Raw genomic sequence first — 21,049 nt, 5'->3', positions numbered from 1 at the left:
CAAATCCCCTGTAGGAGCGAGCCTGCTCGCGATGGCGGAGTGTCAGCCAACAAACATGTTGAATGTTGAACCGCTATCGCGAGCAGGCTCACTCCTACAAGGGCGGCGCTTTGATCTTTGGTCTGATTGCATTCGCAGCTGGATGGTTTAGTGTGGTTTCTACCTTCCAAAACAATAAAAACAGGCTTTCCAATGAGCCAGAGTCTCAACCAGCTGCGTAAGTTCGTTTCACCTGAAATCATCTTCGGTGCCGGTAGCCGGCACAGTGTCGGCAATTACGCCAAGACCTTTGGCGCGCGCAAGGTCCTGGTGGTCAGCGATCCCGGCGTGATTGCCGCCGGTTGGGTCGCCGATGTCGAAGCCAGCCTGCAGGCCCTGGGCATCGAATACTGCCTCTACAGTGATGTCTCGCCCAACCCTCGGGTCGAAGAGGTGATGCTCGGCGCCGAGATGTACCGGGAAAACCACTGTGACGTGATCGTCGCCGTCGGTGGCGGCAGCCCGATGGACTGCGGCAAAGGCATCGGCATCGTCGTCGCCCATGGTCGCAGCATTCTCGATTTCGAGGGCGTGGACACCATCCGCGTACCCAGCCCGCCGCTGATCCTGATCCCGACCACCGCCGGCACCTCGGCCGACGTCTCGCAATTCGTGATCATTTCCAACCAGCAGGAACGCATGAAGTTCTCCATCGTCAGCAAGGCCGTGGTGCCGGACGTTTCGCTGATCGACCCGGAAACCACCCTGAGCATGGACCCGTTCCTGTCGGCCTGTACCGGCATCGACGCGTTGGTGCATGCCATCGAAGCCTTTGTGTCCACCGGTCACGGGCCGCTGACCGACCCCCACGCGCTGGAGGCGATGCGCCTGATCAATGGCAACCTGGTGCAAATGATCGCCAACCCGACCGACATCGCCCTGCGCGAGAAGATCATGCTCGGCAGCATGCAGGCCGGGCTTGCGTTTTCCAACGCCATCCTCGGTGCGGTGCATGCCATGTCCCACAGCCTCGGCGGCTTTCTCGATCTGCCCCATGGCCTGTGCAACGCGGTGCTCGTCGAGCACGTGGTGGCCTTCAACTACAACTCGGCGCCGGAGCGCTTCAAGGTGATCGCCGAGACCTTCGGCATCGACTGCCGAGGCCTGAATCACCGGCAGATCTGCGGGCGCCTGGTCGAACACCTGATCGCCCTCAAGCACGCCATCGGCTTTCACGAAACCCTCGGTTTGCATGGCGTGCGGACCTCGGACATTCCGTTCCTGTCGCAGCATGCGATGCACGATCCGTGCATCCTGACCAACCCGCGCGAATCCAGCCAGCGTGATGTCGAGGTCGTCTATGGCGAAGCCCTCTGACGAGCAGCAACGGGCTCTGGCCGGGCTGCTGGGGCTGGGCAGCCATTCGGCGCGCAAGAGTCATTACCCGGAACTGGCCGCGCGCCTGGATGATCTGGAAGCCGAGCGTAACCGCTACAAGTGGCTGTTCGAGAACGCGGTTCACGGGATCTTCCAGGCCAGCCTGCACGACGGCATGCGCGCCGCCAACCCGGCGCTGGCACGCATGCTCGGTTACCAGGACCCGCAGGAGGTGCTGTTCTCCCTGACCGACCTGGCCAGCACCCTGTTCGTCGACGGCGCGCAGGAGCTGGAAACCATCGGCGAAATCCTCCGGCACCAGCGCAGCCTGCACGGCTATGAAACCCGTTTGCGGCGCAAGGACGGCAGTCACCTGGATGTATTGATGAACCTGTTGCTCAAGCCCGGTCAGGAAGGGCTGGTGGAAGGGTTCGTCTCCGATATCACCGAGCGCAAGCTGGCCCAGCGACGCCTGCAGCAACTCAATGACGAACTGGAGCAGCGCGTGGTCGCGCGCACCGATGAATTGCTCGAGGCCAACCGTAACCTTCAGCAGCAGATCACCCAGCGTAAACAGATCGCCAAGGCCTTGCGCGACGCCCGCGATGCCGCCGAGGCCGCCAATCACAGCAAGGACAAATACCTCGCCGCCGCCAGCCACGACCTGCTGCAACCGCTGAACGCCGCGCGGTTGCTGATTTCGACCTTGCGCGAACGCACGTTGCCGGAAGCCGAACAGGTGCTGGTGGAACGCACTCACCAGGCCCTGGAAGGGGCCGAAGACCTGCTGACGGATCTGCTCGACATTTCCCGGCTCGATCAGGCCGCGGTCAAGCCGGACATCGCGTCGTACCGCCTCGACGAACTGCTCGGGCCGCTGGTCTCGGAGTTTCAGTCCGTCGCCCAGGCGGCCGGCTTGAACCTGCGGGTGCGCATGGTCGAGTACGCCATCAGCACCGACTTGCGCCTGATGACGCGGATCCTGCGTAACTTCCTCAGCAATGCCTGCCGCTACACCGATGAAGGCAGCATCCTGCTGGCGGCAAGGCGTCGGGGCAAGATGCTGCGCCTGGAGGTCTGGGACACCGGGCGTGGTATCGCCGACGACCGGCTCGATTCGATCTTCCTCGAGTTCAACCAGCTGGACGTCGGTCGGGCCGCCGACCGCAAGGGCGTGGGCCTGGGGCTGGCGATTGTCGAGCGCATCGCCAAGATCCTTGGCTATAGAATCGGCGTGTACTCGTTGCCGGGGCGGGGTTCGATGTTCAGCATCGAGGTGCCGATATCCGACGAGGTTCCGCTGCCCGTGAGCCAGGCGGTGCCACAACCGGGTACCGGCAATCCGCTGCCGGGCCGCCGTTTACTGGTGATCGACAACGAAGTGAGCATTCTCGACAGCATGGGCGCGTTGCTCGGGCAGTGGGGCTGCGACGTTCTGGTCGCCACCGATGAAGCGGCTGCGCTGGCGGCGCTGCGCGGGCAGGCGCCGGAACTGATTCTCGCGGACTATCACCTCGATCACGGGGTGGTCGGCTGTGATGTGGTGCGACATTTGCGCGAGCATTTCCACCAGGACATTCCAGCGGTGATCATTACCGCCGACCGCACCGACCATTGTCGGCGTGCGTTGCAGCGGCTCAACGCCCCCTTGCTGAACAAACCGGTGAAGCCCGGCAAGTTGCGAGCGGTGTTGAGTCAACTGTTGGGGGCCTCTGCCTGAAGCGACTGGTACTGCAGGGTGAAGCCCAGTTCGGTGGATTGACCCTGTTCCAGCAAACGCAAGCCTGGCCGACCGGGCAGGTGATGCGCGTTGACCGGGTGGCTCACCGGTTCGATGCAGAAAAACTCCAGGCCCACGGGGCAATAGAGCAGGAAGTAATCGCTGCCGGTGGCCTGGCAGTCGAGTTCATAGCCGAGGTCGGGCTGGCGGATCAGGCAGTGACCGTCCCATTCACAGAAACCGTTGTCCACCAGCGCTTCGGGCAATGCCTTCAGTTGCTGAAAATCCCACTCGACCGGCAATGGGCTGAGTTCTGTCGGCAGTTTTGCCCCGTCGCACAACCACACGTGTCGGGCGGGTGCCTGTAGTCGGGTGTTCGCGGTGCGCGGCAGATACGGATGCAATCCCAGGCCATGCCATGCAGCGTGTTCAGCCAGGTGCGTGACGTGCAGTTCGATGCCCAGTTTGCCCGCGCTCAAATGGAAACGTTGCCGGGCGCGATAAGCGAAGGGGGTTGTGCTGTCGAGTTGCAGGACCACTTCATTTTCCGATTGTGAAACCACCTCCCAAGGCTGCTGCCAGGCGCTGCCGTGAATCGGCAGGGGATCAGTGCGACTGTTGGGCGCCAATGCCAGCCAGCCATCGGGGCAATCGAAACCGCCATTGGCGATGCGGTTGGACCAGGGAACCAAGGGAAAGCAGCCGAGCTTGCCGGGCAGGCCGGTGTTCAAGGCGTCTCCATCGGTGTGTCGCAACAAGGGCTGGCCGGTGCTGTGCACGGTCCAGTTGACGATGCTCGCCCCGAGTTCCGGGGCGAGGGTGAGGTGGGTGAGTTCGTCTTCGAGTTCGATCAGTGTTAGCGACATGTTGACCTGCTTCAAAAAGGGTGGTGGCAAGGGAGGATGCGCCTCCCTTGCCTTGAACTTCACAACACCAGATGCGGCAACCACAGTGAGATTGCCGGAATGTAGGTCACGGCCAACAGCACCAGGAACAGCACGCCATAGAACGGCAGCAGGGCCTTCACGGTGGATTCGATACTGACCTTGCCCACCGCCGACCCCACGAACAGTACCGCACCCACGGGTGGTGTGATCAGGCCGATGCCCAGGTTCACCAGCATGATCATGCCGAACTGCACCGGGTCCACGCCAATGCCGAGGATCACCGGCATCAGGATCGGCGTGAGGATCAGGATCAGCGGCGCCATGTCCATCACGGTGCCGAGCAACAGCAGCATGACGTTGATGCACATCAGGATCACGTAGCGGTTGTCCGACAGGGTCAGGAACAGCGTGGTGATCTTCGCCGGGATCTGCATCAGGGTCATGATGTAGCCGAAGCTGGCGGCGAAACCGATCAGGATCATCACGATCGAGATCGTGCGCACGGTGCGGTGCATCAGTTTTGGCAGCTCGCTCCATTTGTAGTCGCGGTAGATGAACATGGTCACGAAGAACGACCACAGCACCGCAATCGCCGCCGACTCGGTCGCGGTGAAAATACCCGACAGGATGCCGCCGAGGATGATCACCATCGCCATCAGGCCCCACAGCGCTTCGCCGCAGATTTTCAGCGCCTCGCGCATCGGGATGACTTCACCCTTGGGGTAGTCACGCTTTTTCGCGAAGATCAGGCACAGCACCATCAGGCACGCGCTCATCAACAGGCCCGGCACCACGCCGGCCATGAACAGCGAGGCAATCGACACCGTGCCACCGGCGGCCAGGGAGTAGAGCACCGAGTTGTGGCTGGGCGGTGTCAGCAGCGCTTGCACCGAACCGCTGACGGTCACCGCCGTGGCGAATTCCCGGGGATAGCCACGGCGCTCCATTTCCGGGATCAGCACCGAACCGACCGAGGCGGTGTCCGCCACCGAGGAACCGGAGATCGCGCCAAAGAAGGTCGAGGCCATGATGTTGACCAGCGACAAGCCGCCACGCACGAAGCCCACCAGCACCCCGGCGAACGCCACCAGGCGCCGGGACATGCCACCCTCGGCCATGATCGCGCCGGCCAGGACGAAGAACGGGATGGCCAACAGGGAGAACTTGTTCACGCCCCCGGCCACCTGAATCATCAAAGCCTGGAACGGGATGTCGATCCACCACGCGCCGATCAGTGCGGCAAACCCCAGGGCGTAGGCGACCGGCATGCCGATCAGGATCAATGCGATAAAACTGCCCAACAGAATAAAAGCGTCCATTCAGGCAGCCCCTTCGTTTTCTTCAACGAGGTCGAAACGCACGACCCGACGGTTGCTCTGGTCACCGAGCAAGAGTTTTTCCAGGACAAACACCAGCGTCAGCACGCCGCCCACCGGAATCGGCATGTAGGTGATGCCCACCCGCAGGGTCGGCAGGGCGCTCATGAACTGGTTCCAGGTGGACAGGCACAGCTTGCTGCCCCAGATGGCCATGAACAGGCAGATCGTTGCCATCAGCAATTGCGAAAGCACACTCATGGTTTTGCGCAAATGCGCCGGCATGCGGTCGGTGAGCATCGCCACTGCCATGTGCGAGCCGGAGCGGTAGCTGGCGGCGGCGCCGATGAAGGTGAACACCATCATCAGCAGGATTGCCGTGGGCTCCGGCCAACTGGAACCGGTGCCGAGGACGTAGCGGGCGAACACGCCCCAGGGAATGATTAACGCAATGGCCAGAACGGAGAGCCCGGCGACCCAGATACAGGTCATGTAGAGCTTGTCATTGATGCCTAGCAGCAGATTCTTCATCGGGTTCCACCGTAACCGGGCGCGCGCTGACGTACACCAACTTCAGCGGCGCCGGGCCTTTCTTGAATGCAGGGAGGGTTACTGAACGGCTTCGATGCGTTTGATCAGGTCGGCGTAGGGCGCGCCGTATTTTTCGCGGATCGAGGCGGTCGCTTCGTAGAAAGGTTTCTTGTCGACGGTGATGAACTCGACGCCGGCGGCCTTGAGTTTTTCCTCGCTGCTGGCCGATTTCGCGTCCCACAGGGTGCGTTCCTGGGCCTGGGCCGCCTTGGCGGCTTTCTTCACCAGAGCTTGCTGCTCGGGGGTGAGCTTTTCCCAGGTGATTTTCGACATCACGATCGGCTCTGGCAGGATCAGGTGGCCGGTCAGGCTGTAGAACCTGGCGTTCTGGTAGTGGTTGTGTTCGAGCAAGGTCGGCGGGTTGTTTTCCGCGCCGTCGATCACGCCGGTCTGCAGGGCGCTGAAGATTTCGCCGGTGTCCATCGCGATGCCATTGCCGCCCATGGCATTGATGGTTTCGATGAACATCGGGTTGCCTTGCACGCGGATCTTCATGCCCTTGAGGTCTTCCAGGCTGCGCACCGGTTTCTTGGTGTAGAGGTTGCGCGTGCCGCCGTCCATCCAGGCCAGGGCGACCAGGTTGAATTCGGAGTGGGTGATCTTGTCGAGGATTTCGTCGCCGACCGCGCCGTCGATGACTTTGCGCATATGGGCCTGGTCACGGAACACGAAGGGCATGTTGAACACGTTCACGTCCGGCACCACCGGCCCGACGATGCCGAGACTGACCCGGGCCATCTGCACGGCGCCGACCTGGGCCTGTTCGACCACTTCCTTTTCCGAGCCGAGCACGCCACCGGCGAACATCTTGAAGGTTAGCGCGCCGTTGCTGTCGGCCACCAGGGTTTTGCCCAGTTGCTCTTCAGCCACCACGGTCGGGTAACCGGCGGGGTGGATGTCGGCGAATTTTATTTCCAGTGCCTGGGCGGCACTGCTGAGGGAGAAGGCTAATGGAAGTGCAGCGGCGAGCAAGGTGCGTTTGAAGTCCATGGGGGTGTCTCCAGTTTTGTTGTTGTTTTTATTCAAGGCACAGCGATCCGGCAGGAGCGTTTTTCTTTCGAGAAAGTCAGTCGTTGAACAGGGTTTCGGGTAAACCTTTGACGCCGGGGTCGAGGGCGAACACGCCACCGGCCAGTGATTGCGGGTCATGGTCGTCGACAGGGCGGATCGAGGTCACGAACAGCGTGTCCAGTCGAGGGCCACCGAAGGCGCACATGGTGGGTTTTTTCACAGGTACCGCGAGGGAACGGTCGAGTCGGCCGTCGGGGGTAAAGCGGTGGATGAGCCCGGCGTCGTTGGCGCAAATCCAGTAGCAGCCATCGGCGTCGACCGCCGCGCCGTCGGGGCGACCTTCGTATTGGTTCATATCCACGAACACGCGGCGATTCGAAGGCGTACCGGTGTCGATGTCGTAGTCGAAGGCCCAGATCTGCTGGACCTGCGGGTGGGAGTCGGACAGGTACATCGTGCGCCCGTCCGGACTGAAGCCCAGGCCGTTGGGCACGATGAAGCCGCTCAGTCGGGTCTCGAGCGACCCGCTATGACCGGCGCTGTAGCGATACAAGGTTCCGTTGGCGGCGTTGGCGCCCATGTTCAACACCATGCTGCCGGCCCAGAAACGCCCCTGACGGTCGCAACGGCCGTCGTTCAGGCGCATGTCGTCGCGGGCGTGATCGACGTGGGCCAACAGATTTGTATCGAGGCTGCCGTCATTGCGCGGATGCAGGCGGAAAAACCCGCTTTCCATTCCCGCGACCCAGCCACCGTCACGGTGACGGGCGATGCAAGCGAGCATCTGCGGGGTTGTCCAGGCATCCACTTGCCCGGTGTCGGCACTCCAGCGTTGTAAAGCGCCAGCGGGAATATCCACCCAGTACAGGGCGTTTTCCTGAGGTACCCAGACCGGGCTTTCACCGACCGCGTTGCGGGCGTCGACAATCAATTCGGCAAGCATGGCAACTCATTCCCTTGGTTTTTGTTGTGGGGATCAAGCAACGCGTGAAGGTTCAGTCGCCGAACGGGCCGGCTGCGCAGAAGGCGCCGCCCTGATACAGCCGCGCCGGGTCATCGGCGGCCGGCATCGGCTGGGCTTCGATTTTTTCGCGGAACACTTCGGAGCTGTCCCGCGGGGCAAAACCCAGGGCTGTGGCATAGCGGTTATCCCACCAGATGTCCTTGTTGTCGGACATGCCATAGACCACGGTGTGGCCGACGTTCGGGGTGCACAAGGCACGCTCGAGCAGTTGGGTCAGGTCGCCGAAGCTCAGCCAGGTGCTCATCATCCGGCGGTTGTGCGGTTCCGGGAACGACGAGCCGATGCGCACGCTGACGGTTTCGATGCCATAGCGGTCAAAGTAGAAGGTGGCCATGTCTTCGCCGTAGGACTTGGACAATCCGTAGTAACTGTCCGGGCGGCGAGGGGAGTGGGCATCGATCACTTCGTCCTGCCTGTAGAAGCCGATCACATGGTTGGAACTGGCGAAAATCACCCGCTTCACCCCGTGGCGGCGCGCGGCTTCGTAGATGTGGAACACGCCGCAGATGTTGGCGCCGAGGATCTCTTCGAACGAGCGCTCGGTCGACACGCCGCCGAAGTGCAGGATCGCGTCCACGCCTTCGACCAGTTGATGCACCGCTTGCTTGTCGGCCAGATCGCAGGGCACGACTTCTTCGCGATCATCGATGGCAGGTGCGATATCGGCGATGTCCGACAGGCGAATCACATTGGCGTAAGGGCGCAGGCTTTCGCGCAGGACTTTCCCGAGGCCACCGGCGGCGCCGGTCAGCAGCAGGCGATTGAAAGGGGTGCGGGCGGTTGCAGTGGTCGTCATGGGAATCCCGGGCGCTTGGTTATTATTTTAGGTTCGTTGTAGGTTGTCGTACGACTGTGGCGAAGTATCGTTAGGGTTTCCGGCTCTTGTCAACGCGACTTTGGTTGAAAGGGACGGAGGGTCATTTTCCTGTTTTCCTGTAGGAGCGAGCCTGCTCGCGAAGAACTCATGAACACCGCGGGGTGCCAGGCAGCCAGCGTTATCGTTGGCGACCATCGCGAGCAGGCTCGCTCCTACAGGGGGGAGGACGTGTTCACACCGGATTACAACAACGAAATCGGATAGCTGATGAAAATCCGGTTCTCATCAAACTCGTTGGTGCTGAAGCTCTTGCGAATAGTTGCATTACGCCATTTCACGTTGAGGTTTTTCAGCGCACCACTCTGCACGGTGTAGGCCAGCTCCGATTCGCGACCCCATTCTTCACCGTCGGTAATTTTCCCGGTGTGCACATTGTCGCCGCTGATGTAGCGGTTCATCAGGGTCAGGCCCGGAACACCCAGGGCGGCGAAGTTGTAGTCGTGGCGCACCTGCCAGGATTTCTCCCGGGCGTTGTCATAGCTGGAGTTGTAGCTGTCGTTGGCCAGGGTGCCGCCGCTGGTGCCGTTGACCCGCATCCAGACGTCGTCGCCGGTGAGTTTTTGCAGGCCGACGTAGAAGGTATTGCCGCCGTACTTGGCCGAGAGCAGGGCGAACGCGGTTTTGTTGTCGAGGTCACCGGCCCTGGCGCTGCCGTCTTCCTTGCCGATGAAGTAGCCGAGGTTGGCGCCCAGGGTCCAGTCGCCGAGGGGCTGGCTGTGGGTCAGGTTGAAGTATTGCTGCTGGTAGATGTCACTGAGTTCCGAGTACCAGACGCCGACCTGCGTGCGCTTTTCGTTGAAGGCATATTCACCGCCGCCGAAGTTGAAACGGTCCGAGGTGAACGCCGCTTTGCCGTTCATGAACATGTCTTCCATGCTCGCGTCGTTACGCGGGCTGTTTTTCTGGAATTGACCGCCATAGAGCGTCAGGCCGCTGATTTCGGTGGAGGTCACCTGAGCACCCTGGAAGGTCTGCGGCAGCGAGCGGCCATCGTCGGAACGCAGGATCGGCAGCACCGGCATCCATTCACCGACCTTCAATTCGGTTTTCGAGATCTTGCCTTTGAGCGCCACGCCGAGCCGGCCGAAATTGTCGGCGGGGCGGCCGTCGTCGTGGATCGGCAACAGCTGCGTGCCACCAGTGCCTTTGCCGCCATCGAGCTTCTGCGAGTACAGGCCCAGTACATCGACACCAAAACCCACGGTGCCCTGGGTGAACCCGGAGCGGGCATCGAGAATGAAGTTCTGCGTCCACTCTTCAGCCTTGCCCTGGGGGTAGGCCGGGTTGGTGTAGTTGCGGTTGATGTAGGCGTTGCGCAGATTCAGCGTGGCCTTGGCGTCGTCGGTGAAACCTTCGGCCTGGCAGGTGATGGGCAGGACGAGGGCCAGGCCGCTGCAGCCGATCAGGCTCAGTGAATGGCGACGGGTGAGGATAGGCCGTGAACGACGGATGGACGAATTGCGGGCGAGCTTGCTCACTGTGACGCTCCCTTTCTTTTTTGTTTTTATTGTTTGTCATACGTCGTCGTACAACATTGGCGGCGATTATTTACAGGCCGTTTCAGTGTTGTCAATCGGAAGTTATACGATGACTTGTCCGGGAGGCGGGGGAGTGAAATGTTTGGTTTGACCCTGTCGCCGCGAGCTAGAGCGGATGCTAGTCTTGCTCAACGTTGTTGTCGGGGATCCGCATGGGCAATCACAAGATCGAGATTCGTCGCAGTAACGTCGAAAAAATCCTGCTGGGGGCGGAAAAGGTCTTCGCTGAAAAGGGCTTCGGCAGCACCGCCATGGCCGACATCGCCGCCGAGGTGCAACTGCCGCGTTCCAACCTGCACTATTACTTCAGCACCAAGACCGAGTTGTACAGCGCCGTGCTGTTCGACCTGCTGGAAGTCTGGAAGCAGGACGCGCTGTGCTTCGAGATGTTCGACGACCCGCGCGTGGTGCTCAGCAGCTACATCCGCGCCAAGATGAACCATTCCCGCAGCCGGCCGTATGGCTCGAAAGTCTGGGCCAACGAAATCATCCATGGCGCGCCGACCCTCGGCGCAGCGCTGGACGCGAGCCTGTACGACTGGGCCAAGATGAAGGAAGCGAAAATCCGCCAGTGGGTGGAGGACAAACGCATCCTGCCGGTGGAGCCCTCGAGCCTGCTGTACATGATCTGGGCCTCGACCCAGCACTATGCCGACTTCGATCACCAGGTGAACATTCTCAATGATCATCAGCCACTGTCGGACATGCAGTTCGAGAAAGCGGTGCAGACGGTGACCAGTGTGATTTTGCGGGGGATTGGGCTGGAGCCTTGAGATTTGTGGTGTAGCGGCGGGCCTCATCGCGAGCAGGCTCGCTCCCACATTGAAATGCAATCCAATGTGGGAGCGAGCCTGCTCGCGATGGCGTCAGTTCAGGCGCTGCTGACCTCAAGGGCTGACGTGATACGGATTCCTCGGATCATGATTCCAGTCCAGGAACGGCTTGCCGGTCTCCACCGGCACCATCTCGATACAGTCCTGCACCGGACAGGTGATCTGGCACAGGTTGCAGCCCACGCATTCCTCATCGATCACTTGATACGTGTGAGTGCCGTCCGCTTGCTTGAGGCTGGCCACGGCCTGGTGCGAGGTGTCCTCACAGGCGATATGGCAACGACCGCAACCGATGCACGCCTCCTGATCAATCTTCGCGATCACCTGGTAGTTGATGTCCAGGTACTTCCAGTCCGTGGTGTTACCCACCGCGCGGCCGGTAAACTGCGAAATGCTGGCGTAGCCCTGACTGTCCATCCAGCGTGACAAACCGTCCTTCATGTCTTCGACAATCCGGAAGCCATGCAGCATCGCCGCCGTGCACACCTGTACAGAGCCACTGCCCAGGGCGATGAATTCAGCGGCGTCGCGCCAGTTGCCGATGCCACCGATGCCGCTGATCGGCAGGCCCTGGGTCTGCGGGTCGCGGGCGATTTCGGCGACCATGTTCAAGGCAATCGGCTTGACCGCCGAGCCGCAGTAACCACCGTGGGTGCTTTGGCTGCCGACCATGGGGTTGGCGACCATGCGTTCGAGGTTGACGCTGGTGATCGAGTTGATGGTGTTGATCAACGACACCGCGTCGGCACCGCCACGGTGGGCGGCGCGGGCGGCGACGCGGATGTCGGTGATGTTCGGCGTGAGCTTGACGATCACCGGCAACGAGCAATATGTCTTGCACCAGCGGGTGACCTGTTCCACGTATTCCGGCACCTGGCCGACCGCCGCGCCCATGCCGCGCTCCGGCATGCCGTGGGGGCAACCGAAGTTCAGCTCGATGCCGTCGGCGCCAGTGGCTTCCACCAGCGGCAGGATGTGTTTCCAGGATTCTTCGACGCAGGGCACCATCAAGGACACGATCAGCGCACGGTCCGGCCAGTCCTTTTTGACCTGGGTGATTTCCCGCAGATTGATCTCCAGCGAGCGGTCGGTGATCAGCTCGATGTTGTTGAAGCCCAGTACCTCCCGGTTAGCCCCGAAGTGCGCCGAGTAACGCGACGACACGTTCACCGCTGCCGGGTCTTCCCCCAGGGTTTTCCAGACCACGCCACCCCAGCCGGCCTCGAAGGCGCGGACCACGTTGTAGGCCTTGTCGGTCGGCGGCGCGGAGGCCAGCCAGAATGGGTTGGGTGCTTTGATGCCGGCGAAGACAATCGACAGATCGGCCATTTACGCAGCCTCCACGTTGAGCATCAGTTGAGCATTGATCGCCTCGGCGGCGCGCTTGCCATGCTGCACGGCTTGCACGGTGAGGTCTTGATCGAGGCTGGTGCAGTCGCCGCCGGCATACACGCCGGGGATGCTGGTGCGCAGGTTTTCATCGACTTCAATCCGTTCGCCTTGGCGCTTGAGCTCACGGGCCAGCGGATCGCTGAGGGCGCTGCTGTCGAAGGCCTGGCCGATGGCCTTGAAGATCGCATCGGCGGCCAGTTCGAAGGTTTCACCAGTGGTTTGCAGGCGACCTTCCACCAGACGGGTGCGGGCGAAACGCATGCCGCGCACACGGCCTTGGTCATCGAGCAGCACTTCTTCGGGTTGAGCCCAGGTCATCAGCCGCACCTGATTGGCCTTGGCAATCTCCTGCTCGTGATGGGTGGCGCCCATGTCCTCGATGCCACGGCGGTACACCAGATTCACATCACGGGCGCCGAGGCGGGCCATTTGCACCGCCATGTCGATGGCGGTGTTGCCTGCGCCGAGGACAATGCAGTGATCGGCCAGGGGCAGTTGGCTCAGGTCATCGGCCTGGCGCAGTTCGCGGATGTAGTCGGTGGCGGCCAGCAGGCCCGGTGCGTCTTCGTGGGCCAGGCCCAGCTGTTTGCTGGCATTGAGCCCGAGACCGAGGAATACCGCATCGAACTGTTGATGCAATTCGCTGAGGGTCAGGTTCTCCCCGAGCTTGTGCCCATGGCGGATTTCGATGCCGCCGATTTCCAGCAGGAAGTCGAGTTCCTTTTGCGCATAGTCATCCACCAGTTTGTATTTGGCGATCCCGTACTCGTTAAGGCCGCCAGCCTTTTCCCGCGCCTCGAAGATCACCACGTCATGCCCGTGCATGGCGCTGCGGTGGGCGCAGGACAAACCTGCCGGACCGGCACCCACCACGGCGATGCGTTTGCCGGTGGCGGCAGCACGCTGGAAGGGGTGAGTGCTGAAGTGGGCGTTGTCCACGGCGTAGCGTTGCAACAGGCCGATCATCACCGGCGCACATTCGTGAGCGTTGTTGCGCACGCAGGCTTGCTGGCAAAGGATTTCCGTCGGGCAAACCCGTGCGCAACTGCCGCCGAGGATGTTGGCCGAGAGGATTTTCTGCGCGGCGCCTTGCACATTGTCCTGTGAAATGTTGCGGATGAACGAGGGAATGTCGATCTCGCTCGGACAGGCATTCACACAGGGCGCATCGTAGCAATACAGGCAGCGCGAGGCTTCCAGGTGCGCCTGGCGCTCGTTGAGCTGTGGCGCCAGATCGGTGAAGTGGCTGGCGAGGGCGGCCGCATTCTCTTGGGGATGCGGGAGGTGGTCCAGGGTCTTGATCACGGTTTTGGCCTCACGGTTATTTGAGGTGCTGCCTCTGAATGGGCATTGTTTTTGTGTTGTCTGTACCGGCCTCTTCGCGAGCAGGCTCGCTCCCACAGGGGAATGCATTTCAAATGTGGGAGCGAGCCTGCTCGCGATGGCCGTAGGCCTCGATTTCAGCGTTTCACAGCAACCGGCTGATTCAACTCAGCCCGCTTGCTCAGCAAATCAAACACCGCCGGGTACGCCGGCCGTTCGATGTAGCGCCCGGCGCCGCGTTCGGCCCGCAGGTCGCCGTCGGCCCAGACCACATGGCCCTGGCTGATGGTGTGGCTGGGCACGCCGCGCACGGTCTTGCCTTCGAAGATGTTGAAGTCCACCTGCTGATGGTGGGTCTTGGCGGAAATGGTCCGCGTGCCTTGCGGGTCCCACAGCACCAGGTCGGCATCGGCGCCCACACGAATCGCGCCCTTGCGTGGGTAGAGATTGAAGATCTTCGCCGTGTTGGTGGAGGTCAGCGCGACGAATTGTTGCATCGAAAAGCGTCCGCTGTTCACGCCTTCATCCCACAACACCGCCATGCGGTCTTCGATGCCGGCGGTGCCGTTGGGGATCTTGCTGAAGTCGTCGCGGCCAGCGGCTTTTTGTTCGGCACAGAAGCAGCAGTGGTCGGTGGCGGTGGTGTGCAGGTTGCCCGATTGCAGGCCATGCCAGAGCGCCTCTTGATGGCCGCGAGGACGGAACGGTGGGCTCATCACGTACCCGGCGGCGGTCTGCCAGTCCGGATCGCGGTAGACGCTGTCGTCCAGCAGCAGGTGCCCGGCCAGCACTTCGCCGTAGACCGGCTGGCCCTTGCCCCGGGCGTAGGTGATTTCGTCCAGTGCTTCCTTGGTCGAGACGTGGACCAGGTACAGCGGCGTGCCCAGGGTTTCGGCGATGCGGATCGCCCGACTCGCGGCTTCGCCTTCAACCTGGGAAGGGCGCGACAGGGGATGCGCTTCCGGCCCGGTGATGCCCTGGGCCATCAACTTGCGTTGCAGGTGATACACCAGTTCACCGTTTTCCGCGTGAACGGTCGGCACCGCGCCCAGTTCCAGGCAACGTTCGAAACTCGCCACCAGGGTGTCGTCGGCGGCCATGATCGCGTTCTTGTAGGCCATGAAATGCTTGAAGCTGTTGACGCCGTGCTGGCTGACCAGCTCGGCCATTTCCTCGCGGACCTGTTCGCTCCACCAGGTGATGGCGACGTGAAAGCCATAGTCCGACGCCGACTTTTCGGCCCAGCCGCGCCACTGATGGAAGGCTTCGAGCAAGGATTGCTGAGGATTGGGAATCACGAAGTCGATGATCGACGTGGTGCCGCCGGCCAGTCCCGCCGCCGTGCCGCTGAAAAAGTCTTCGCTGGCCACGGTGCCCATGAACGGCAGCTGCATGTGGGTGTGCGGATCGATGCCGCCGGGCATCAGGTATTGGCCGCTGCCGTCGAGCACTTCGGCGCCAGCAGGAACATCGAGATTTTCGCCGATGGCCTTGATCACGCCGTCTGCGCAATACACATCGGCGCGATAACTTTCATCATGGGTAATAACGGTGGCGCCACGGATCAACAGAGACATTCCGAGTTCCTCGCAGGCAATGACCGGCTTATGCCGGTTCTAGATGTTCTATATAAAAACAGCCCGGACAGATTGATTCCTGTCAGCGCTGTCAGGATTAAACGCTAGCTGCAGTTATCCGAATCGGCAAGAATATTTTTTATAAGCTTATACGGTTATCAACTAATTGATATTTAACGATTAAATTCAAGAATCACCAAAATGGTGAGGCCGCTCACCATTTTGACGCACTTGACAGGATCGAAAAATAGTCAAGATTTCCTATGTGAAATCAGCTGTTTGAGTATGGTCTATGGTTGATGCGCAGCCATTGAAAAAAGATCAACGCACCAGTTTGAGTCCTGACTGTTTCGACAACTTGCCTGGCATTCGGCCTGAGTGGCCTGACAAATAGTCGAGTCAGCGAATAAAACTGATAAACATCAGTGGGTTGCAATGTGTTTATGGAACTGCCCGATGCTTGATCGGGGTACACGGCACGTTTATTGATGTCGCCAGACCCTGATGAGCAACAATAATCAAAAGAACAGTGGAGCGGCCATGCAACAGATCAGATCGCAAGTGACCGAGCGCGACGGCTTGTTCGAGCTCGAAGCCGGCAGCGATGTCCTTGACAGTCCCCGTTACAACCACGACATCGCACCGACCAAGGTGCACGAACGCACCTGGAACAAATGGCACATCACCGCGCTGTGGGTGGGCATGGCGATCTGCGTGCCGACCTACACCCTCGGCGGGGTACTGACCGCGTACTTCGGCCTGACCGTCGGTGAAGCGCTGCTGGCGATTCTGTTCGCCAACATCATCGTGCTGATTCCCCTGACCCTGAACGCTTTTCCCGGCACCAAGTACGGCATTCCCTTTCCGGTGTTGCTGCGCTCGTCCTTCGGCGTGCTCGGCTCCAACATTCCGTGCCTGATCCGTGCCCTGGTGGCGTGTGGCTGGTTCGGCATCCAGACCATGTTCGGCGGGCTGGCGATTCACCTGTTCCTCGGCTCGGTGTTCGAGGGCTGGAAATCCCTGGGCGGCACCGGCGAGGTCATCGGCTTCATGGTGTTCTGGGCGCTGAACCTGTGGGTGGTGATTCGCGGCGCCGAGTCGATCAAATGGCTGGAAACCTTGTCTGCTCCGCTGTTGGTGCTGGTGGGCGCAGGCCTGCTGGTCTGGGCCATGCCCAACGTGTCGATGAACGAATTGCTGGCAATTCCGGCCAAGCGTCCCGAAGGCGCCGGCGTGGCCAGCTACTTCGCCGCCGGGCTGACGGCGATGGTCGGCTTCTGGGCCACGCTGTCACTGAACATTCCGGACTTCAGTCGCTACGCAAAAAGCCAGAAAGACCAGATTGTCGGGCAGATCATTGGCCTGCCGTTGACCATGTTCCTGTTTGCCTCCCTCGGCGTGGTGATGACCGCGGCCTCGGTGAAACTGGTGGGGGTGACGGTGTCCGATCCGGTGACCCTGATCGGTCATATCCAGAGCCCGGTGTGGGTCGCACTGGCCATGGCGCTGATCATCATCGCCACGCTGTCGACCAATACCGCGGCCAACATCGTGTCGCCAACCAATGACTTCCAGAACATCGCGCCCAAGGCGATCAACCGCACCAAAGCGGTGATCCTGACCGGGCTGGTGGGGTTGGGGTTGATGGCCCATGAACTGCTGAAAAAACTTGGCCTGATCGTCTCGGACGTCAGTCTCGAAACTGTCTATTCCAACTGGTTGCTCGGTTATTCCAGCCTGCTGGGGCCGATTGCCGGGATCATGGTGGTGGACTATTTCCTGATCAAGAAACAGCAACTGGACCTTGCCGGCCTGTACCGCGATGACGTGTATCCGGCGTGGAACTGGAGCGGGTTCATCGCGTTTGGCGTGCCGGTGGTGCTGACGTTGCTGTCCCTGGGCAGCGATGCATTCAGCTGGTTCTACAGTTATGGCTGGTTCACCGGCTCGGCGCTGGGTGGGGTTATTTATTATGGGTTGAGTGTGATGCGGCCCAGCCCGTCTGTTGCGAAATCTGCGGTGTGATGACTGGCCCCATCGCGAGCAGGCTCGCTCCTACAGGGGAATGCATTCCAAATGCAGGAGCGAGCCTGCTCGCGATGAGGGCTTCAAAATCACCAAAAATCCGCCTGAAGAAACACACAAGAACAGCCTGAGGAGATCATCATGAACGCGGCCGTAGACGTTCTGCAGTCCAGCCATCAGCACATTAACCGCGACCGCCTGTGGCAATCGCTCATGGAACTGGCCAGGCTCGGGGCCACGGTCAAGGGCGGCGTGTGTCGCCTGGCCCTGACCGACCTTGATCGCCAGGCCCGGGACATCTTCGTCAAATGGTGTATCGATGCCGGCTGCACCGTCAGCATCGACGCCGTCGGCAATATTTTCGCCCGGCGTCCCGGGCGCAATCCTGACCTGCCACCGGTGATGACCGGCAGCCACATCGACACCCAGCCCACCGGCGGAAAGTTCGATGGCTGCTTCGGTGTGCTGGCGGGCGTCGAAGTGCTGCGCACCCTCAATGACCTCGACATCGAGACCGAAGCGCCGCTGGAAGTGGTGGTGTGGACCAACGAAGAAGGCTCGCGCTTCGCCCCGTGCATGATGGGTTCGGGCGTGTTCGCGGAAAAATTCACCCTGGAGGAAACCCTGGCCAAGGTCGATGCCGAGGGCGTGACCGTAGGGCAAGCGTTGAACGCCATCGGTTACGCCGGTCCGCGTCAGGTTACCGGCCACAAAGTCGGTGCCTACTTTGAAGCCCACATCGAGCAAGGCCCGATCCTGGAAGACGAACGCAAGACCATCGGCGTGGTCATGGGCGCCCTCGGGCAGAAATGGTTCGACCTCAAGCTGCGCGGCGTCGAAGCCCACGCCGGCCCGACCCCGATGCACCTGCGCAAGGACGCCCTGGTCGGCGCCGCGGTGATCGTCGGTGCGCTCAACCGCGCCGCCCTCAGCCATCAACCCCATGCCTGCGGCACCGTCGGCTGCCTGCAAGCCTATCCCGGCTCGCGCAACGTCATCCCTGGCGAAGTGCGCATGACCCTGGACTTCCGGCACCTGGAACCGGCGCGCCTGGATTCGATGATCGCCGAAGTGCGCGAGGTCATCGAAACCACCTGCGAAGAACACGGCCTGACCTTTGAACTCACGCCAACGGCCGACTTCCCGCCGCTGTACTTCGACAAAGGCTGCGTCGAAGCCGTGCGCGGGGCCGCCCAAGGCCTGGGCCTGTCGCACATGGACATTGTCAGCGGCGCAGGCCACGACGCGATCTTCCTCGCCGAGCTCGGCCCGGCCGGGATGATCTTCGTACCGTGTGAAGGCGGCATCAGCCACAACGAAATCGAAAACGCCGCGCCGGATGACCTGGCGGCCGGGTGTGCGGTGCTGTTGCGGGCGATGCTGGCGGCTTCGGCGGCGGTGGCGAAGGGCGAACTGGCGGCCTGAGCCGAGGGACGTGCGCTAGAATTTTCAGCGCACGTCACAACGCACCCTGAAAACGATGGAGATTCCACAAGGCTCGTTGCACTAACCAAAACTCCGGCGGTCGTACTCTTCACAGGGTCACCCTACGTGTGGAGACGCTATGAGCCAGGACGTCCCGACCACGCAAGCCAATCGCCGCCCGTTGCAGCCGATCATCGCCGGCCTGTCCGACGGAGTGATTTTGCTGGCCCCCGATCAGCGCATCCTGTGGGCCAATGACGCAGCGCTAGTCATGCACGGTGCAGCGCACATCAGCGATCTTGGCAGCAACGCCAAGGCCTATATCAAACGCTTCGCCCTGCGTTATCGCAACAATCACCTAGTGCCGGCCGACAGCTACCCGATCAATCGAGTGGCCCGTGGCGAGACGTTCAGCGATGTGCTGGTGGAGGTGACATCGGCGCGGGACAAAGAGCGTAGCTGGGTCCATCGCGTGCGCAGCCTGGTATTGGTTGACAGTCGTGGCAAGCCGGAATCGCTGGTGTTGATCATGGACGATGTCACCGACCGGGCCAGCAGCGGGCAACTGACCGCCCGTGAGCTCGATGTGCTGGGCCTGATCTGCGAAGGTCTGGCCGACAAGGACATCGCCGCGCGCCTGAAACTGGCGCCGAACACGGTGCGCAACCATGTGGCGACGGTGTATTCCAAGCTCGATGTGCACAGTCGCAGCGGGGCGATTGTGTGGGCGCGGGAGCGGGGACTGTTTTCCAGTGAATGGCGGCCCAAGGGGCAGCGTTAAGGTGCAGGTGCACTGGATCGAAGATCAGCGTTACGAACTGGACGGCAATTCCCGGCAACGGCCTGATCCGGCGATGTAAGAACTGTCAGCTTTTACGGGTGCTGCCACGGATTGGGCTATAAGTGATTCGCAGATATTTATTTTTTTGACAGGTGCATGGACTTTGCACGCCGGTTTTGTTGTCACAAAAAATGTGTCTATCACTATCGCGGGTCAACCTATGAAAACTCTTGGGAAACGCGTTATCTCACCCTTGTCGCTGGCATTGTGCGTGGCGATCCTCGGCGGCTGTGCCAGTCCGCCGCCACCTCCAGCGATCACTCCCCCGCCTCCTGAACGCACCTGCCAGGCCATGGATAAAACCGATGTCCTGGGCGATGTGCGGGGCGAAGAAGGGCAGGTGACCCGCGTCACCACCACGACGCGTTGCGTCACGCAGTAAATCCGGGGCATCACTCTGTGGGAGCGAGCCTGCTCGCGATGACGGCGTCACATTCAACATCAATGTCGACTGATACACCGCTTTCGCGAGTAGGCTCGCTCCCACAGGGACTTGTGCTGTTCAGACGATCAGGACAGGAACCCGCCATCCACATTCAGCGAAACGCCGGTGGTGTAGCTCGAAGCATCGCTGGCCAGGTACAACACTGCGCCGGCCATTTCGCTCGGGTCAGCCACGCGCTTGAGCGGGATCTGTTGCAACGCGGTGTTCAGGATGGCTTCGTTTTTCACCAGTGCCGAAGCGAACTTGGTGTCGGTCAGGCCCGGCAGCAAGGCATTGCAGCGAATCCCGAACTGCGCGCATTCCTTGGCGAAGACTTTGGTCATGTTGATCACCGCCGCCTTGGTCACCGAGTAGATGCCCTGGAAGATGCCCGGCGAAACACCGTTGATCGAGGCCACGTTGATGATGCTGCCGCCGCCGTTTTCGCGCATCAGCTTGCCGGCCTCGACCGACATGAAGAAGTAGCCGCGGATGTTCACGTCGACGGTTTTCTGGAAGGCGCTGAGGTCGGTGTCCAGTACGTTGCAGAACTGCGGGTTGGTCGCGGCGTTGTTGACCAGGATGTCGAGACGGCCGAACTGTTCCTTGATGCCGGCGAAGACCTGGCTGATCTGTTCCATTTCACCGATGTGGCAGGCGATGGCGGTGGCCTTGCCGCCGGCGGCGATGATGGCGTCGGCGACGTGCTGGCAGCCTTCGAGCTTGCGGCTCGACACGATCACGTGGGCGCCTTGCTGGGCCAGCAGTTTGGCGATGGCTTCACCGATGCCACGGCTGGCGCCGGAGACGAAAGCGATCTTGCCGTCGAGGTCGAACAACTGAGTCTTGGACATGGGATTCCCTTGTTATGAAGCCTTGTGATGACGCT

General features: G+C 61.2%; 17 protein-coding genes and 2 pseudogenes. 8 read left to right on the top strand and 11 right to left on the bottom strand.

Features of this window, described 5'->3' with window-relative positions:
• Window positions 1–192 precede the first annotated feature (192 nt).
• Window positions 193–1,356 carry an alcohol dehydrogenase-like regulatory protein ErcA gene (ercA, locus tag AC3ITA_RS16170; protein WP_057715188.1) on the top strand — a complete coding sequence of 388 codons (1,164 nt, stop codon included), beginning with the start codon at window positions 193–195 and terminating at the stop codon, window positions 1,354–1,356.
• On the top strand, window positions 1,340–3,076 hold the full coding sequence (locus AC3ITA_RS16165; RefSeq protein WP_489277837.1) for a PAS domain-containing hybrid sensor histidine kinase/response regulator: 1,737 nt from the start codon (window positions 1,340–1,342) through the stop codon (window positions 3,074–3,076). Before ercA ends, AC3ITA_RS16165 begins: the two co-directional genes overlap by 17 nt.
• Here the strand turns inward: AC3ITA_RS16165 and AC3ITA_RS16160 are convergent.
• The 7 genes from AC3ITA_RS16160 to AC3ITA_RS16130 form a co-directional block, all read right to left on the bottom strand.
• A complete protein-coding gene (locus AC3ITA_RS16160) occupies window positions 3,052–3,942 on the bottom strand; it encodes an aldose 1-epimerase (protein WP_489277835.1) in 891 nt (296 codons plus the stop codon). The two genes, AC3ITA_RS16165 and AC3ITA_RS16160, sit on opposite strands and share 25 nt — an antisense overlap.
• Before the next feature lie 59 nt (window positions 3,943–4,001).
• Window positions 4,002–5,282, bottom strand: coding sequence for a TRAP transporter large permease (locus AC3ITA_RS16155; protein ID WP_095944137.1), 1,281 nt, complete (start codon window positions 5,280–5,282; stop codon window positions 4,002–4,004).
• Entirely contained in the window at window positions 5,283–5,810 is a 528-nt protein-coding gene (locus AC3ITA_RS16150) for a TRAP transporter small permease (RefSeq protein ID WP_095944138.1), read from the bottom strand.
• A 78-nt stretch (window positions 5,811–5,888) separates the two neighbouring features.
• Complete coding sequence (locus tag AC3ITA_RS16145) at window positions 5,889–6,860, bottom strand: TRAP transporter substrate-binding protein (RefSeq protein ID WP_150673233.1); 972 nt, start codon at window positions 6,858–6,860, stop codon at window positions 5,889–5,891.
• Between the two features lie 76 nt (window positions 6,861–6,936).
• Complete coding sequence (locus AC3ITA_RS16140) at window positions 6,937–7,824, bottom strand: SMP-30/gluconolactonase/LRE family protein (protein WP_489277832.1); 888 nt, start codon at window positions 7,822–7,824, stop codon at window positions 6,937–6,939.
• A 52-nt stretch (window positions 7,825–7,876) separates the two neighbouring features.
• Window positions 7,877–8,701: an NAD-dependent epimerase/dehydratase family protein gene (locus tag AC3ITA_RS16135; protein WP_414928848.1), complete on the bottom strand. Its 825-nt coding sequence runs from the start codon at window positions 8,699–8,701 to the stop codon at window positions 7,877–7,879.
• Between the two features lie 263 nt (window positions 8,702–8,964).
• Entirely contained in the window at window positions 8,965–10,260 is a 1,296-nt protein-coding gene (locus AC3ITA_RS16130) for an OprD family porin (protein WP_191628399.1), read from the bottom strand.
• Between the two features lie 212 nt (window positions 10,261–10,472).
• On the opposite strand from AC3ITA_RS16130, the gene AC3ITA_RS16125 reads away from it, so the two are divergent.
• Complete coding sequence (locus AC3ITA_RS16125) at window positions 10,473–11,093, top strand: TetR/AcrR family transcriptional regulator (RefSeq protein ID WP_095944142.1); 621 nt, start codon at window positions 10,473–10,475, stop codon at window positions 11,091–11,093.
• 114 nt (window positions 11,094–11,207) lie between these two features.
• On the opposite strand, the gene preA is transcribed toward AC3ITA_RS16125, so the two are convergent.
• The 3 genes from preA to hydA all read right to left on the bottom strand — a co-directional run bounded on the left by preA (window position 11,208) and on the right by hydA (window position 15,445).
• Window positions 11,208–12,482 carry an NAD-dependent dihydropyrimidine dehydrogenase subunit PreA gene (gene preA / locus AC3ITA_RS16120; RefSeq protein WP_095944143.1) on the bottom strand — a complete coding sequence of 425 codons (1,275 nt, stop codon included), beginning with the start codon at window positions 12,480–12,482 and terminating at the stop codon, window positions 11,208–11,210.
• The gene (locus tag AC3ITA_RS16115; protein ID WP_489277828.1) at window positions 12,483–13,850 is read right to left on the bottom strand and encodes an NAD(P)-dependent oxidoreductase; all 1,368 of its coding nucleotides are present in this window, start codon (window positions 13,848–13,850) and stop codon (window positions 12,483–12,485) included.
• A 155-nt stretch (window positions 13,851–14,005) separates the two neighbouring features.
• Complete coding sequence (gene hydA / locus AC3ITA_RS16110; protein ID WP_489277826.1) at window positions 14,006–15,445, bottom strand: dihydropyrimidinase; 1,440 nt, start codon at window positions 15,443–15,445, stop codon at window positions 14,006–14,008.
• A gap of 540 nt (window positions 15,446–15,985) precedes the next feature.
• Between hydA and AC3ITA_RS16105 the strand changes: the two genes are divergently transcribed.
• The 5 genes and pseudogenes from AC3ITA_RS16105 to AC3ITA_RS16085 all read left to right on the top strand — a co-directional run bounded on the left by AC3ITA_RS16105 (window position 15,986) and on the right by AC3ITA_RS16085 (window position 20,118).
• Window positions 15,986–17,470 carry an NCS1 family nucleobase:cation symporter-1 gene (locus AC3ITA_RS16105; protein WP_095944146.1) on the top strand — a complete coding sequence of 495 codons (1,485 nt, stop codon included), beginning with the start codon at window positions 15,986–15,988 and terminating at the stop codon, window positions 17,468–17,470.
• Window positions 17,471–17,611: 141 nt separating this feature from the next.
• Complete coding sequence (locus AC3ITA_RS16100) at window positions 17,612–18,895, top strand: Zn-dependent hydrolase (protein WP_095944147.1); 1,284 nt, start codon at window positions 17,612–17,614, stop codon at window positions 18,893–18,895.
• 139 nt (window positions 18,896–19,034) lie between these two features.
• Window positions 19,035–19,436, top strand: a pseudogene (locus AC3ITA_RS16095) (PAS domain-containing protein); the annotation flags it as partial.
• A gap of 21 nt (window positions 19,437–19,457) precedes the next feature.
• Window positions 19,458–19,676: pseudogene (locus AC3ITA_RS16090) on the top strand (response regulator transcription factor); the annotation flags it as partial.
• Between the two features lie 220 nt (window positions 19,677–19,896).
• The gene (locus AC3ITA_RS16085; RefSeq protein WP_172435354.1) at window positions 19,897–20,118 is read left to right on the top strand and encodes a hypothetical protein; all 222 of its coding nucleotides are present in this window, start codon (window positions 19,897–19,899) and stop codon (window positions 20,116–20,118) included.
• A gap of 128 nt (window positions 20,119–20,246) precedes the next feature.
• Here AC3ITA_RS16085 and AC3ITA_RS16080 read toward each other — a convergent pair whose 3' ends face one another.
• The gene (locus tag AC3ITA_RS16080) at window positions 20,247–21,014 is read right to left on the bottom strand and encodes an SDR family oxidoreductase (RefSeq protein WP_007976320.1); all 768 of its coding nucleotides are present in this window, start codon (window positions 21,012–21,014) and stop codon (window positions 20,247–20,249) included.
• Window positions 21,015–21,049: the final 35 nt, after the last annotated feature.

This window comes from Pseudomonas sp. GL_090 (assembly GCF_057837765.1).
The sequence above is the reverse complement of the archived record's forward strand: the minus strand, read 5'-3'. Positions and strand labels throughout refer to the sequence as shown.

Bases quoted from the DNA above. Each gene is read 5' to 3' on its own strand.
- AC3ITA_RS16145 (WP_150673233.1), bottom strand. From the start codon at position 6,860: ATGGACTTCAAACGCACCTTGCTCGCCGCTGCACTTCCATTAGCCTTC.
- ercA (WP_057715188.1), top strand. From the start codon at position 193: ATGAGCCAGAGTCTCAACCAGCTGCGTAAGTTCGTTTCACCTGAAATC.
- hydA (WP_489277826.1), bottom strand. From the start codon at position 15,445: ATGTCTCTGTTGATCCGTGGCGCCACCGTTATTACCCATGATGAAAGT.
- AC3ITA_RS16105 (WP_095944146.1), top strand. From the start codon at position 15,986: ATGCAACAGATCAGATCGCAAGTGACCGAGCGCGACGGCTTGTTCGAG.
- AC3ITA_RS16165 (WP_489277837.1), top strand. From the start codon at position 1,340: ATGGCGAAGCCCTCTGACGAGCAGCAACGGGCTCTGGCCGGGCTGCTG.
- AC3ITA_RS16125 (WP_095944142.1), top strand. From the start codon at position 10,473: ATGGGCAATCACAAGATCGAGATTCGTCGCAGTAACGTCGAAAAAATC.
- AC3ITA_RS16085 (WP_172435354.1), top strand. From the start codon at position 19,897: ATGAAAACTCTTGGGAAACGCGTTATCTCACCCTTGTCGCTGGCATTG.
- preA (WP_095944143.1), bottom strand. From the start codon at position 12,482: ATGGCCGATCTGTCGATTGTCTTCGCCGGCATCAAAGCACCCAACCCA.
- AC3ITA_RS16080 (WP_007976320.1), bottom strand. From the start codon at position 21,014: ATGTCCAAGACTCAGTTGTTCGACCTCGACGGCAAGATCGCTTTCGTC.
- AC3ITA_RS16140 (WP_489277832.1), bottom strand. From the start codon at position 7,824: ATGCTTGCCGAATTGATTGTCGACGCCCGCAACGCGGTCGGTGAAAGC.
- AC3ITA_RS16155 (WP_095944137.1), bottom strand. From the start codon at position 5,282: ATGGACGCTTTTATTCTGTTGGGCAGTTTTATCGCATTGATCCTGATC.
- AC3ITA_RS16100 (WP_095944147.1), top strand. From the start codon at position 17,612: ATGAACGCGGCCGTAGACGTTCTGCAGTCCAGCCATCAGCACATTAAC.
- AC3ITA_RS16135 (WP_414928848.1), bottom strand. From the start codon at position 8,701: ATGACGACCACTGCAACCGCCCGCACCCCTTTCAATCGCCTGCTGCTG.
- AC3ITA_RS16160 (WP_489277835.1), bottom strand. From the start codon at position 3,942: ATGTCGCTAACACTGATCGAACTCGAAGACGAACTCACCCACCTCACC.
- AC3ITA_RS16150 (WP_095944138.1), bottom strand. From the start codon at position 5,810: ATGAAGAATCTGCTGCTAGGCATCAATGACAAGCTCTACATGACCTGT.